At 35.7% G+C, this 14837-nt stretch carries 14 protein-coding genes; 13 read left to right on the top strand and 1 reads right to left on the bottom strand.

Going from position 1 to position 14837, the window contains the following annotated elements; translation table 11 throughout:
- Positions 1–8 precede the first annotated feature (8 nt).
- The 13 genes from ABXT51_RS05615 to ABXT51_RS05555 all read left to right on the top strand — a co-directional run bounded on the left by ABXT51_RS05615 (position 9) and on the right by ABXT51_RS05555 (position 13935).
- The gene (locus tag ABXT51_RS05615) at positions 9–803 is read left to right on the top strand and encodes an undecaprenyl-diphosphate phosphatase (protein WP_416694345.1); all 795 of its coding nucleotides are present in this window, start codon (positions 9–11) and stop codon (positions 801–803) included.
- Positions 791–3316, top strand: a complete 2526-nt coding sequence (gene pepN, locus ABXT51_RS05610) for an aminopeptidase N (RefSeq protein WP_416696305.1) — start codon at positions 791–793, stop codon at positions 3314–3316. The genes ABXT51_RS05615 and pepN overlap by 13 nt, the downstream gene beginning before the upstream one ends.
- Positions 3316–3789 carry a CinA family protein gene (locus ABXT51_RS05605; protein ID WP_416694343.1) on the top strand — a complete coding sequence of 158 codons (474 nt, stop codon included), beginning with the start codon at positions 3316–3318 and terminating at the stop codon, positions 3787–3789. The genes pepN and ABXT51_RS05605 overlap by 1 nt, the downstream gene beginning before the upstream one ends.
- Entirely contained in the window at positions 3786–4766 is a 981-nt protein-coding gene (dusA, locus tag ABXT51_RS05600; protein WP_416694341.1) for a tRNA dihydrouridine(20/20a) synthase DusA, read from the top strand. Before ABXT51_RS05605 ends, dusA begins: the two co-directional genes overlap by 4 nt.
- A 44-nt stretch (positions 4767–4810) precedes the next feature.
- Entirely contained in the window at positions 4811–6034 is a 1224-nt protein-coding gene (gene ftsA / locus ABXT51_RS05595; RefSeq protein WP_416694339.1) for a cell division protein FtsA, read from the top strand.
- 3 nt (positions 6035–6037) lie between these two features.
- Entirely contained in the window at positions 6038–6949 is a 912-nt protein-coding gene (gene lpxC / locus ABXT51_RS05590; RefSeq protein ID WP_416694337.1) for a UDP-3-O-acyl-N-acetylglucosamine deacetylase, read from the top strand.
- A gap of 143 nt (positions 6950–7092) precedes the next feature.
- Positions 7093–8826 carry a biosynthetic-type acetolactate synthase large subunit gene (ilvB, locus tag ABXT51_RS05585; protein ID WP_416694335.1) on the top strand — a complete coding sequence of 578 codons (1734 nt, stop codon included), beginning with the start codon at positions 7093–7095 and terminating at the stop codon, positions 8824–8826.
- A gap of 3 nt (positions 8827–8829) precedes the next feature.
- Positions 8830–9309, top strand: a complete 480-nt coding sequence (gene ilvN / locus ABXT51_RS05580; protein WP_416694333.1) for an acetolactate synthase small subunit — start codon at positions 8830–8832, stop codon at positions 9307–9309.
- Positions 9310–9329: 20 nt separating this feature from the next.
- Positions 9330–10334 (top strand): ketol-acid reductoisomerase, encoded by a 1005-nt coding sequence (ilvC, locus tag ABXT51_RS05575; RefSeq protein WP_416694331.1) that lies wholly within the window; start codon positions 9330–9332, stop codon positions 10332–10334.
- Positions 10335–10371: 37 nt separating this feature from the next.
- The gene (gene pssA / locus ABXT51_RS05570) at positions 10372–11139 is read left to right on the top strand and encodes a CDP-diacylglycerol--serine O-phosphatidyltransferase (RefSeq protein WP_416694329.1); all 768 of its coding nucleotides are present in this window, start codon (positions 10372–10374) and stop codon (positions 11137–11139) included.
- A gap of 173 nt (positions 11140–11312) precedes the next feature.
- The gene (locus ABXT51_RS05565; RefSeq protein ID WP_416694327.1) at positions 11313–12845 is read left to right on the top strand and encodes a 2-isopropylmalate synthase; all 1533 of its coding nucleotides are present in this window, start codon (positions 11313–11315) and stop codon (positions 12843–12845) included.
- A gap of 2 nt (positions 12846–12847) precedes the next feature.
- A complete protein-coding gene (locus ABXT51_RS05560) occupies positions 12848–13255 on the top strand; it encodes a hypothetical protein (RefSeq protein WP_416694325.1) in 408 nt (135 codons plus the stop codon).
- Positions 13243–13935, top strand: a complete 693-nt coding sequence (locus ABXT51_RS05555; RefSeq protein WP_416694323.1) for an epoxyqueuosine reductase QueH — start codon at positions 13243–13245, stop codon at positions 13933–13935. The genes ABXT51_RS05560 and ABXT51_RS05555 overlap by 13 nt, the downstream gene beginning before the upstream one ends.
- Here ABXT51_RS05555 and argF read toward each other — a convergent pair.
- Entirely contained in the window at positions 13932–14834 is a 903-nt protein-coding gene (argF, locus tag ABXT51_RS05550) for an ornithine carbamoyltransferase (RefSeq protein ID WP_416694321.1), read from the bottom strand. The two genes, ABXT51_RS05555 and argF, sit on opposite strands and share 4 nt — an antisense overlap.
- Between the last annotated feature and the right edge of the window lie 3 nt (positions 14835–14837).

Raw genomic sequence — 14837 nt, 5'->3', positions numbered from 1 at the left:
ATCAAGATATGGATATTACTCAAACAATTACTCTAGCTTTAATACAAGGGTTTACTGAATTTCTGCCCGTATCTTCATCAGCGCATCTAGTAATACTTCCAAAATTCTTAGATTGGCCAGATCAAGGACTAGCTTTTGATGTTGCTCTTCATTTTGCTACTTTATGTGCAATTATTTTTTACTATCGCTCTTCATTGGTGTCTTTAACTAAGGACTTTTATGACTCAATTGCAACCAGAAAAACGCAAGGAGAGTCAATGCTTGCCTGGGGTATTATTTTAGGAACAATACCAGTTGGCATTGTGGGTTTATTATTTAGAGAGTCGATCGAGTTAAATTTAAGAAGTTACCATGTAGTAGCCTTTGCAACTATGTTCTTTGGACTTCTGTTAGGTTTCTCAGACTGGCTACATCGAAAATTTCAAAAAAGTAGAGAGTATATTCGTGGCTCTGATATTCTAATTGTGGGCTGCTTTCAAGCCCTAGCTTTAATTCCTGGAACGTCTCGCTCAGGCATAACTATTACTGCGGCTTTACTAATTGGTCTTTCAAGAACTCTATCAATAAAGTATGCATTTCTTTTATCTATTCCTGTTATTGCACTTGCAACTTTATTAAAAACTTTTGACTTGATAAAAGACAAAAGTCAAGTCGATTTGAGCCTTCTTTTTATTGGATTTGTAGTTACTTTGATTACTTCGTATTTCACAATTGTCTTTTTTATTCGACTGGTTGAAAGAATTGGTTTTTTACCATTCGTCATTTATAGAATTCTTTTAGGAGCATTATTATTTCTACTTTAACGCCACAGCCTATTTACCGCAAAGATTATGAACCAAGCTCTCACCTCATAAGAACAACAGAGCTTGATTTTGACCTTGGTGATAATGAAACAATTATTTCATCGCGCATTTCTTTTTATAAAAATCCTGATAGTAATAAAAAAATTGATAAACTTTTTTTAAATGGTGAGTCTCTCGAGTTAATATCAATAAAAATTGAAGGCTTAAGTCTTAACTATGAGCAAAAAGATGATGGCTTATTTCTAATAAATCCGCCCGATAACTTTATTTTAGAGGTGAAAGTTCGAATTCATCCTGAAAGCAAAACGGATCTGAATGGCTTGTACCAATCCAGTGGAAATTTCTGCACACAATGTGAGGCTATGGGCTTTAGGCAGATAACATACTATCTTGATAGGCCAGATGTATTGAGCGTATTTACCACTAAGATAACAGCTAACAGAGACCATTATCCAGTACTTCTTAGTAATGGAAACTTGGTCAATGAGAGTACTTCACAAGTTATTTGGCATGATCCAACGCCAAAACCTTGTTATCTGTTTGCTTTAGTTGCAGGTAAATTAGATTTCCTTCAAGATAGCTTTGTAACTTCAGCAGGGAGGATGGTTGACTTAAGGCTATATGTTGAGCCTCATAATATGCATAAAACTTCCTTTGCAATGGAGTCCCTTAAAAAATCATTTAAATGGGAAGAGGAGAGGTTTAACCTTTCTTACGACTTGGATATTTACATGATTGTCGCAGTCGATGATTTTAATATGGGCGCTATGGAGAATAAGGGTCTTAATATTTTTAATTCAGACTGTGTTCTTGCCAATCAAGAAACTTCAACAGATGCTAGTTTTATAAGAATTGAGTCTATTATTGGCCACGAGTATTTTCATAATTGGACTGGAAATAGAGTAACTTGCAGGGACTGGTTTCAGCTAAGTCTAAAAGAAGGACTAACTGTTTTTAGAGATCAAGAGTTTTCTTCTGATCTTCGTTCTAGGGCAATTCAAAGAATTACTGACGTTAATGAGCTTAAAACAAGGCAATTTGCTGAAGACTCTGGGCCAATGGCTCATCCAGTAAGGCCAGAGTCGTATATTGCAATGGATAATTTTTATACTGCAACGGTTTATGAGAAAGGTGCAGAAGTTATTCGAATGATTCATACAATTTTGGGAGAAGAGGGCTTTCAAAAAGGGATGACTCTCTATTTTGATCGTCATGATGGCGCCGCAGTTACGATAGATGATTTTGTTGCAAGTATGGCTGATGCTAATCATTTTAATTTTGATAATTTTATGTCTTGGTATAGTCAGTCAGGAACACCTGAAGTAAGTGTCGATGATGAGTACAACTCCGAGCTAAATATTTATAGTGCTACTTTTACTCAAAAAAATCAAACAACACCTTTTCTAATTCCAAATAAATTTGGATTATTAGCAGATGATGGTAAAGAGATTGAGTCAGGAATGATTTTGATTGATGAGATTGTAAAAACTATTTCATTTGAAAATATTAAGAGTAAGCCAACGCCTTCTTGGTTTAGAGGTTTTTCAGCACCTATTAAGTTTGATTCTAATCTTTCAGTCAGCGAGAAAATTTTTCTTTCATCAAATGATAGTGATCCATTTAATCGTTGGGATAACGCTCAAAGCTTATGGCTTGAATATATCCTCAACCCAGAGCATGTTGAAGAAAAAGAATTGTTTAGTATGGTTAAAAATCTTTTCAATAAGGATTCAGACTTCGCACTCCTTTCTGAAATGATAAGTCTGCCTTCTGAGCAAATCATTCATCAACATGTTGGTCAAATTGACGTACAAGAGGTAAGCCATAAACGTAAAAAATCTAGCCTCTCTATTGCTAATAACTTTAAAGCACTTTTTCTAGAAACATATAAAAAATTAAACTATATAAAAGTCTTTGATTTATCTTCTAAGTCAGTTGGTGAGAGGGCCTTAAAAAACAAATGTTTAAGTTATTTGTCTCAGCTAGGTGAGTATGATTTAGCATATTCACAATATAATAATTCAGGTTGTATGACAGATCAATTTAGCGCTTTTCAGTGTTTATTAGACTCTTCAAATCCTTATCGTGATGAGGTTATTTCTAGATTTTATAAGCAGCATAAGTCGGATGCACAGGTAATGGATAAGTGGTTTAGCGCTCAATGTGCCTCATCTATTGCTTCTGTTGCAGATATTAGAAAACTTATGAAGCATGAATTATTTTCAATGACTAATCCAAATAGAGTCCGATCCGTAATTGGATCTTTTAGCCTAAATAGTATTCAGTTTCATTGTAAAGATGGTTACCAGTTATTAAGTGAAGTAATTATTAAGTTGGACAGTATGAACCCTCAAATTGCAGCAAGATTTGTGGGTATTTTTAATCACTGGAGGCGATTTACAAATAAGTATTCTGCACTTCAAAAGAGTGAGCTGAACTCAATTATAAGCCAAAAAAAGTTGTCAGACGATGTCTATGAAATTGTTCATATTGCACTAAAGGAGGACGGTTAATGTCTTACTTAAAGGCAAAATACTTATCTGAACTTCTTGTTTCAAAGGGCTTAACAATTTCTGTTGCCGAGTCTTGTACTGGAGGCTCATTATCAAGCTCTTTGACTTCAATTTCAGGGGCATCTTCATATTTTAATTGCGGCTTTATTACTTATAGTAATCAATCAAAAATTGATATGCTTGGAGTTAATCCAGAATCTATTGAAATGTATGGCGCCGTAAGTGAAAAAGTTGCTCATGAAATGGTTTCAGGGGCTGGTCAAAGATCACATAGTAATTTAGCTGTCTCAATAACTGGTATTGCTGGCCCTTCTGGGGGCTCTGCATCAAAACCTGTTGGTATGGTTTGTATTGGTTTTTTCTTCGATGGAGACGTAACAACAACTACTCAATTTTTTTCAGGCTCTCGATCAGATATTGTTTCACAGAGTGTTACTTTTGCTTTGGTTGAACTGTCTTCAAAAATCTCATGAACTCTTCTTTAGTTTCTATAGCGCCAATGATGGACTGGACTGATAGACATTGCAGATATTTTTATCGATTGCTAAGTAAAAACACTCAGCTCTACACAGAAATGATAACTGCAAAAGCAATTTTGAATGGCGATAAAAACCGTTTGCTTGACTTTAATGCACAAGAAAATCCCCTGACACTTCAGCTTGGAGGAAGTGACCCCTCAGAAATGGCGAAGTGTGCTCTCATAGCTCAAGAGTGGGGTTATAGCGAAGTTAATATAAATGTTGGATGCCCATCAGATAGAGTCCTTTCAGGTAGTTTTGGTGCTTGCCTAATGAAAGAGCCAGATTTGGTTGCCTCATGCGTTGAGAGTATGATTGATAATTGTGATATTCCTGTGACAGTTAAAAGCCGAATTGGAATTGATGATATGGAGAGTTATGAGCAGCTTTCAGATTTTATAATGCGCATTCATAACAAGGGCTGTCAGCACTTTATAATCCATGCTCGTAAGGCATGGCTTCAAGGTTTAAGTCCAAAAGAAAACCGAACTATACCGCCTTTAAATTACCCTTGGGTTTACCAGTTAAAGAAAGATTTTCCCCAACTAAAAATAACTATAAATGGTGGCATTGAAAATTGCAGAGAAGTTAAAAATCATCTTGATTATGTAGATGGAGTAATGCTTGGCAGGTCTGTCTACCATAATCCATTTTTATTAAGAGAGATAGACATGACAATTTTTGGCAACAAAAAAAACCTCCTTGATCGAGAGCAAATTTTAAAAAAATATATGCTTTATATAAAACAACAAATTAAAATTGGAGTCCCAATTAGGTCAATGACTCGACATATATTGGGCCTTTATCATGGGGAAAGTAATGCTAAGTTGTTTAGAAGATTGTTGAGTGGTAAGACGGTAGATTTAGAGCATTTAAATGATTGGTTACAATTTAAAAAAAATAGCTCAAGTGAGGTTAAAAGTGTTGAATAGTTTGGTAAAATTTTTTTTAATAATAACTCTTTATATAATCCAATATGGCAGGTAATCACTACGTAGCAAGTATCGACATAGGATCAGAGAAGATTGCTTTGTTAGTTGCTGAAAAAGAAGATGATGGTGCTCACCTCAGAATTATTGCGCATAATGTGTGTCCTTCTGATGGAGTAAAAAATGGTACATTGCGTTCCATTGATTCTCTTTCTAGAGTGATAAATAAATTAATTGACCAAACTTTTGAAAGCTTTAATTTAGATTTTGATCGTATACGTGTAAATATTTCTGATACTCACCTAACTTGTACAGATGGTATGGGGAAAGTTTCAATAAATGAAGCTGTTACTTCAAAAGATTTAGATTCAGTGCTTGAGTCCGCCATGGCAATGTCCACCCCTACCAATAAAGAAAAATTACATATTATTAAAAAGAAATTTACAATTAATGAAACTGTGGCGGTTGATAATCCAATAGACATGGAGGCTGAAGTATTAGAGTCTAAAGTGCATATTGTGACCGTTTCTAGTTCTAGTATAAGAAATATCGTGCGTTGCCTCGAGCAGTGTGACATGGAGCTTGATAAAATTATTCTTAATCCTATTGCTAAATCGCAGGCAATACTGACACAAGAAGATAGTGATAATGGAGTTTGTCTGGTGGATATAGGTGCTGGAGTAACGAGTTATTCCGTTTTTCATGAAGAAGGGATAGTTCGAAGTGGGGTAATTGCAATGGGTGGTGATGAAGTTACACAAGAAATTGCTTTTGCATTTGATACTTCATTAGAAGAGGCACAAAGACTTAAAGAAAACTATGGCGCTGCTAAGTCATCTTCACTTAATGAAGAGAAATTTATTGATTTTATGCAGTCAGAAAATAAGGATGAACATCAACTTTCTAGTTTTGAGTTGTCAGAGGTTATAGAAGGGGCTTATCGTGATATTTTTGTTCTGTTAAGAAATGAGCTAAAACATCATAACTTAGAGAATATTATTAAATCTGGCTTTGTTCTTTGTGGTGGCGCTGCAAAAATTAATTCCATTGAAGAACTTGTTCGTGATTTTTTCTCTAAAAGAGTTAAAATGGGAAAAATTCAACGTGCAAGACTCTCTGGCTTAGAGGCAATTCTTACTGATTATAGGTATGAAGGAGCTATAGGACTATTATTACATGAGGGGGACTTAAGTAAGACTGAATATGTTGAGGCTAATAACCGTAATGGTGTTATTGGAAAATTAAAAAAAGCTATTGAATGGAATTTTTGACTTATGGTAAAGCAAAGAACAATTAAAAAAACAGTTAAAGCTCGTGGAGTTGGTATTCATAGTGGGAAGCTCGTTAATCTAACCTTAATTCCAGCTGCCCCAGATCATGGAGTAGTTTTCAAAAGATTAGATGCTGGAGGCAGACAAGTTCATGCTCATAGTGCTTTCGTTAATGAAGTTGTTTTATCAACTGGACTAGAAAGTCAAGGAGTTAAGGTTTCAACTATAGAGCATTTAATGTCAGCACTTTCTGCACTTGGTATAGATAATTTACTAGTTGAATTAGATTCATTTGAAGTTCCAATTATGGATGGATCATCAGCACCATTTATATTTCTAGTGCAATCAGCTGGAATTGAAGAGCAGAATTCTGATAAAAGATTTATCGTGATTAAAGATACTGTCAGAGTTGAAAATGGACAATCATGGGCACAAGTTTCTCCTCATGATGGCTTTAAAGTAACCCTAGAAATTGATTTTGAGCATAAGAAAATAAAAGAAAGTGGCCAGAAGTTAACTATAGATTTTGCTGAACAATCCTACCTTAAAGAAATATCACGAGCAAGAACATTTGGATATGAGCGAGATGTTGAAATGCTTCAAAAGCAAAATCTTGCATTAGGAGCAAGTATTGATAATGCAATAGCTCTCTCCGATGATGATATTTTAAATGAAGATGGTATGCGCTATCATAATGAGTTTGTCAAACATAAAATTCTGGATATTGTTGGGGATCTTTTTTTATTGGGTGGTAACTTCATTGGGCATTATGAAGGTTATAAGACTGGACATATGCTTAATGATCAGTTGCTTTCTGCAATCCTTTCTCAAAAAAATGCGTTTAAAATTGAAACTTTTGAAGAGAATAGTTCACCAATACATTATTACTCAGAAGATTGGCAAAATGATATGTAGATTGTAACTTCTATTGTCACTATTTCTTTGAATAATTAATCCCATTTTTCAGTGCTTTAAAAGCAAAAACTGCTCACAACGAAGTCTTTTTGCTTTTGATTCTTTGGGTATAATCAAAAACTTTTAAATTACAGTTATTAGTAATGAAATTGAACGGTGCTGAAATTCTTATAGATTGTTTGCAGAAAGAAGAGGTGGAGTATGTTTTTGGCTACCCCGGCGGAGCTGTACTTCATATATATGATGCCTTAGAGGCGCAAAACAAAATTAGTCATATATTAGTTAGGCATGAGCAAGGCGCTGCTCATGGAGCTGATGGTTATGCGAGATCTAATGGTAAGCCCGGCGTTGTTCTGGTAACCTCAGGCCCTGGAATTACTAATGCTGTCACAGGTATTGCTACGGCTCATATGGACTCTATACCAATGGTTGTTATTTCTGGTCAAGTCCCTTCACCATTAATTGGTATGGATGCTTTCCAAGAAGTTGACGCAACTGGAATTACACGCTCATGTGTTAAACATAATTTTCTTATTAGAGACATTAGTGAAATTGCTTCTACTGTTAAGAAAGCTTTTCATATTGCCACTACAGGAAGACCTGGCCCTGTTGTAATTGATATTCCTAAAGACATAACAATTGCTAAGATGGAAGTTGAAGAATATCCTGCAACTATTGAGATGCGTTCATATAAGCCAACTGTTAAAGCTAGTGATCGCCAAATCAAAAAAGCCGCAGAAATGCTAGCTAACTCGAATAGGCCTATTCTTTACGCTGGTGGTGGGTGCATTATTGGAAATGCCTCTAAAGAACTTCGTGAATTTACGCGTATGGTTGGATTCCCAATTACTCAAACTCTTATGGGCTTAGGTACTTATCCAATGACTGATAAGCAGTCCCTTGGAATGCTCGGGATGCATGGCACTTATGAGGCTAATATGGCAATGCATGGCTCTGACTGCGTTGTTGCTATTGGCTCTCGATTCGATGACAGAATTACAGGAAATTTAGAAAAATTTTGTCCTACTGCAAAATTTATTCATATTGATATTGATCCATCACAAATTTCAAAGAATGTCGTAGCTGATATTCCAATTGTTGGGCAAACGAAGCAAGTTCTTCAGGCTCTAATTGACCAGATGAAAGATAAAAAACTTGAGGATATTTCTAATTGGTGGTCTCAGATTGAAGAATGGAGAAAGGTTGACTCCTTAGCTTATAAAAAATCTCCTGGAGTTATTAAACCTCAGACAGTAATTGAAATGCTCTATGAGGTTACCAAAGGAAAGGCAATCGTTACTTCAGATGTTGGACAACATCAGATGTGGGCTGCACAATATTATTTATTTGATGAGCCTAGGCAGTGGATTAACTCGGGTGGTTTAGGAACAATGGGTTTTGGGCTTCCAGCTGCTATGGGAGCTAAACTTGCAATGCCTGATAAAGACGTAGCATGCGTTACAGGTGATGGAAGTATTCAGATGATGCTTCAAGAGCTTTCAACAATGCTTCAATATTCGACGCCAGTAAAAATAATTAACCTTAATAATGGCTATCTCGGAATGGTGAGACAGTGGCAAGAGTTTTTTTATGAAAAGCGTTATGCAATGTCTTATATGGACGCTTTACCTGACTTTGTAAAGCTTGCAGAAAGTTATGGCCATATGGGAATAAGGGTTGAAAAAGAAGAAGATTTGAAACCTGCACTTATTGAGGCATTTAATCAAAAAGAACGAACAGTTTTTCTTGATATTGTGACTGACCCATCTGAGAATGTATTCCCAATGATTCCTGCTGGTGGAGGGCATAGTGATATGTTGCTTGCAGGAAGAGATGAAATGGTTTCAAAAGATGAAACTGACTTTAACGCGGTATAGTTTATGAGACATATTATTTCAGTGATACTAGAAAATGAGGCTGGAGCGCTTTCAAGAGTTGCTGGTCTTTTTACTCAGCGAGGCTTTAATATTGAGTCTCTTACTGTGGCAATAACAAATGACCCAAGTTTATCTAGAATGACCATTGTTTCTTCAGGAAGTGATAGAGTTTTAGAACAAATTGTTAAACAACTTAATAAATTAATCGAAGTCGTTAAGGTTAGCGATTTAACTAGTCAAGATCATGTGGAACGAGAATTACTATTGGCTAAGATTTCTTCAAGCTCAAAAGAGGGGGCTAATATAAAAGAATTGGTAGAAATTTTTGGCTGTAAAGTTGTTGATGTTTCAGATAAAGTCTACACCATAGAGGTTTCAGGAAAGACAAAGAAAATTAATGCATTTTTGGATGCTTTTGATCCTTCAAGCATTATTGAAATTTCAAGGACTGGGGTCACCGGGATTTCCAGAGGAAAAAATTAATTTAAATTTAAGGACAAAAAATGAATAGATATTACGATAAAGATGCAGACCTTTCAATCATTCAAGGCAAAAAAGTTGCAGTTATTGGCTATGGGTCTCAAGGTCATGCTCAAGCAAATAATCTAAAGGATTCTGGCGTAGAAGTTGTTGTTGGTCTTAGAGAAGGCTCATCTTCGGCTACTAAAGCTAAAGAGGCGGGATTAGGCGTTATGACTGTTGAAAAGGCGAGTGCTTGGGCAGATGTTATTATGTTATTGGCTCCGGATGAGTTTCAAGCTAGTATTTATTCAAAAAATATTGAGCCTAATTTGAGACAGGGAGTTGCTTTAGCTTTTTCACACGGCCTTAATATTCATTTTGATATGATCGTCCCAAGACAAGACTTAGATGTAATTATGATTGCTCCAAAAGCACCTGGACATACTGTTCGCTCTGAGTTTGTTAAAGGCGGAGGCATACCAGATCTAATAGCAATTGAGCAGGATGCAACAGGTAATGCTAAGCAAATTGCTCTTTCATATGCTTCAGCAATTGGTGGTGGAAGAACTGGAATACTCGAAACGAGTTTTAGAGAAGAAACTGAAACAGATTTATTTGGTGAACAAGTCGTTTTATGTGGAGGAACTACTGCTCTTGTCCAAGCTGGATTCGAGACACTTGTAGAAGCTGGATATGAGCCAGAAATGGCATATTTTGAGTGCCTTCATGAATTAAAGCTTATTGTTGATCTATTGTATGAGGGCGGCATTGCAAATATGCGCTACTCAATTTCAAATACTGCTGAATATGGTGATGTTACTAGAGGACCAAGAATAGTAACTGATGAAACTAAAGCTGAAATGAAGAAAATCTTAAGTGAAATACAAAGTGGTGATTTTGCTAAAGAGTTTATTAAAAATGTTGGTGATTTACCTGGTCGACGAGATGTTCAGCGCAAACACCAAATTGAAACTGTTGGTGAGAGCTTGCGCTCAATGATGCCATGGATTGCAAAAAATAAATTAGTAGATCAGACTAAAAACTAATTAATTTTTGATATTGTCAGCTTTATTTTAATTAGCAATGACAGAAAAAAAACCAAGAAATAGAGGAATCTACATATTGCCAAGCGTGTTAACAACGTTTGGCATGTTTGCTGGATTTTATTCTATTATTGCATCTATTAATGGTGACTTTACATTGGCGGCAATTTCAATAATGGTTGCCATGTTATGGGACACGTTAGATGGGCGAGTAGCTCGGTTAACAAATACTCAAAGTGCTTTTGGCGCGGAGTATGATTCTTTAGCTGACCTAGTTTCATTTGGCTTAGCTCCAGCTCTTCTGGTTTATTTATGGGGTTTTTCTGGTTTAGGAAGATTTGGCTGGCTTGCAGCCTTTGTTTATTTAGCTTGTGCTGCTTTACGTCTCGCTAGGTTTAATACGCAAGTAGGCTCTGCCGATAAGCGCTATTTTCAAGGGCTGCCTTCACCAGCTGCTGCGGGCGTAATAGCTACAATGATATGGCTTAAAATTTGGGTATTTGCCTTCTTTGATTCTGACGTAATTTCAATAGGTTACATAGGGTACTATCTTGGTGCTGTAATAACAATTATTTGCGGCCTTCTTATGGTTAGTAATATTCGGTATTACAGTTTTAAAGAATTGGATTCAAAGAAAGCTTCATTTCGTTTTCTTTTGGCTCTTGTTCTCAGTTTAATTGTGCTCCTTTATAAGCCTAATATTGTTTTATTTACAGGATTTTTTCTATACTTGCTCTCAGGCCCATTTATTACTATTATTGGCATTAATAAAAGGCGCATTGAGAAAAAAAAGATTAAGACAACTTAAGTTGCTTTATAATCTCCACTTATGATTAAGGACTTTAATTCAATCACTTTACTTTCACTAAGCAAGCTCTTTGCTTTGTTGCGATTATTGCCGTAAGGCAATAATAATCATAATAGACGAAAGTCTATCACTAAAATTTAAGATAAAATTCGTAAAATAAAAAGGAGCAATTAATGTCCGAAAAACTAATAATATTTGATACAACACTTAGAGATGGAGAGCAATCACCTGGTGCATCTATGACTAAGGATGAAAAAGTTCGTATCGCTAAAAGTTTAGAAAAAATGAGAGTTGATGTTATTGAAGCTGGTTTTGCAATTGCATCTCAAGGTGACTTTGAAGCTGTTCAAGCAGTTGCCAAAGCCGTTAAAGATTCAACAGTGTGTTCATTAGCAAGAGCTCTTGATAAAGACATTGATCGAGCAGGAGAGTCAATTAAAGGTGCAAATTCTGCTCGAATTCATACTTTTATAGCAACTTCTGATATTCATATGAAGATGAAGCTAAGAATGACACCTGATGAAGTTGTCACTCAAGCAATTCGCTCTGTTAAAAGAGCAACAAAGTTTACTGATAATATTGAGTTTAGCCCGGAAGATGCTGGTCGTTCAGATATTGATTTTCTCTGCCGAATAATTGAGTTATCTATTAATGCTGGAGCAACAACAATTAATATTCCAGATACAGTTGGATACAATATACCTCATCAATTTGGTGAAACAATGAGAGAGTTAATTGAGAGAATTCCAAATTCTGATAAGGCAATTTTTTCTGCACACTGTCATAATGATTTAGGTCTTGCAGTTTCTAACTCACTTTCAGCGGTTTTAAATGGCGCAAGACAAATTGAATGCACTATTAATGGGCTTGGAGAAAGAGCTGGGAATACCTCTTTAGAAGAAGTTGTAATGGCTGTTCGAACTCGGCAGGATGTATTTGGGATAGATACAAATATTGATGCTACTGGTATTCTTGCTGCCTCTAGATTAGTATCTTCCATTACTGGATTTGTTGTTCAACCAAACAAAGCTATTGTTGGAGCTAATGCTTTTGCGCATGAAGCTGGAATTCATCAAGATGGAGTCCTTAAGCATAGAGAAACCTATGAAATCATGAGGGCAGAGGATGTTGGGTGGAATCAGAATTCATTAGTTCTTGGTAAACATTCTGGCAGGAATGCTTTTAAAGCTAGACTTACAGAATTAGGTATTGATTTTGATTCCGATGAGGAGCTAAATGATGCTTTTTCTAGATTTAAAACTTTAGCTGATAAAAAGCATGATATTTTTGATGAAGATCTTCAGGCTTTGGTTTCAGATGCCCAAACTGAGTCATCTGAAGCAATTCACTTAGTTTCACTCAAAGTATCTGCTGAATCTGGGAAAGAGAATACTGCAGATGTAACGCTTTTAATAAATGGTAATGAGCAAAGCGCTTCAGCCAAAACATCTGGTGCAGTTGATGCTACGTTTAACGCAATACTTTCGTTAGTTGATATTGATCCAAAGCTTCAATTGTATTCTGTAACAAATGTAACTCAAGGAACTGACTCTCTTGGAGAGGTCAATGTTCGCTTGGAGTATGAAGGAAAAATTGTAAATGGACAGGGGGTTGATACTGATATTATTACTTCATCCGCTAAAGCATATGTCAATGCCCTTAATAAAGTAATGACAAATGTTGAGAGAGCTCATCCGCAGATTTGACTATGCAGTTAAGAAATAAATATCTTGAAGCTTTAGGAATTCCAGATTTTCTCTATTCAAAAATTGAGTTAAACAAATCTCCTGAGGAACCTATAAAGCTTTTAATTATTGAAGTAGGAGATCAAGACTCATTTTGTTTAAAAGGTGAAAGTCAAAACCTGTTAATAAAAATGCTTGAATCTATCGGTTTTAGTATTAAGAATGCTCAGCTTGTGTCACTTGAAAAAAATCTTATTGATGAGTATATAAAAAATAATCCATCAGAGGTTGTAATGGTAATGGGCTCTTCTAATGAGTCAAATAAATCAGCCCTTTTTTTAATGCATCACCCAAGAGATATTTTAAAGAATCCAACTCTTAAGCGTGAATCTTGGGAAATTTTAAAAAAGGTTAAACAATGTCTCAAATAGACTATTCGCTTAACTCATATAAGAGACCCAAGTTAGAGACTCCTAATGGTGAAAAAAGATTATTAATGCACTCATGCTGCGCCCCTTGTGCTGGAGAAATTATGGAGGCTTTGGCCGCATCAGAAATTGAGACAACAATTTTTTTCTATAATCCAAATATTCATCCTTTTGAGGAGTATGAGCTTAGAAAAGAAGAAAATATTCGCTTTGCAAAAAAACTTGGGATGCCAATTATTGATGCAGATTATGATCGTGATGAGTGGTTTTCGAGAACAAAAGGCCAAGAGAACGAGCCAGAAAGAGGAGAGAGGTGTTCTACTTGTTTTGATATGAGGTTTCAAAAAACAGCTAAATATGCCTCTGAAAATAATTTTGATATTATTTCTTCGACACTTGGAATTTCTCGCTGGAAAGACATGAAGCAAATTAATGACTCAGGTGCCAGATCTTCTGAGCCACACGATGTTCCCTATTGGGATTTTAATTGGCGCAAACAAGGAGGATCTTCGAGGATGCTTGAGTTATCCAAAAAAGAAAACTTCTATCAGCAGGAGTATTGTGGATGCGTTTATTCCCTCAGAGATACTAATAATTGGAGAATCTCAAAGGGTAGAGAAAGGATTGAAAGAGGTGTTAAGTTTTATCAAGAAGCTAAATTAAAACTATCTCAACTAGATTAGTCTTTAATCAGATACAGTAATAGTGATTTCTGAACATGTAGTCGATTTTCAGCTTCACTCCATACAACACTCTGTTCTCCATCAATCACCTCTGCACTTACCTCTTTGCCTCTATAGGCTGGAAGGCAGTGCATAAATATTGCATCATCTTTAGCCAGACTCATCAATTTTTGATTAACTTGAAAGCCCTTAAACGCTGCTTCTCTCTGTTTTATTTCTAATTCTTGTCCCATACTAGTCCAAACATCAGTAACAACAATGTCGGCACCTCTGCAAGCATCATTAGGATTTGTAAAATAACTGATATTTGTTTTATATTTTTCAATAAAATTATCAGATGGCCCATAACCAAATGGAGTTGCAATCGAAAGGTCAAAGTCAAATATTGCTGCAGCTTGCATATATGTTTGACAAACATTGCAGCCGTCTCCAATCCATGCTATTTTTTTACCTTTGATTGCGCCTCTATGTTCTTGATAAGTCATCAAGTCAGCAAGTATTTGGCAAGGATGAGATTCGTCTGAAAGAGCGTTTATAACTGGCTTACTAGAATGCATTGAAAACTCAACTATATCTTCATGTGAAGACATTCTTAGCATTATTGCATCAACCATAGAACTAATAACTATAGCGCTGTCAGTAATTGGCTCACCTCTTCCTAGTTGTATATCTTTTTCAGAGAGAAAAAGTGACTGACCACCAAGCTGAGTCATTCCTGCTTCAAATGAAACTCTAGTTCGGGTAGAGGATTTATCAAAAATCATGGCTAAAGTTTTGTTTTTAAGGGTTTCATTTATAAGTCCAGACTTGTGCTCTTTTTTAAGTGAGATAGCTCGATCTATAATTTCTTGTAAATCATTTTGAGAGAATTGGTCAAAGTCGATGAAATTATTTGGCATAGT

Source organism: Candidatus Pseudothioglobus sp. Uisw_050_01 (assembly GCF_048085775.1).
GTDB lineage: Bacteria > Pseudomonadota > Gammaproteobacteria > PS1 > Pseudothioglobaceae > Pseudothioglobus.
This window is presented reverse-complemented; position numbering and strand designations above follow the sequence as displayed.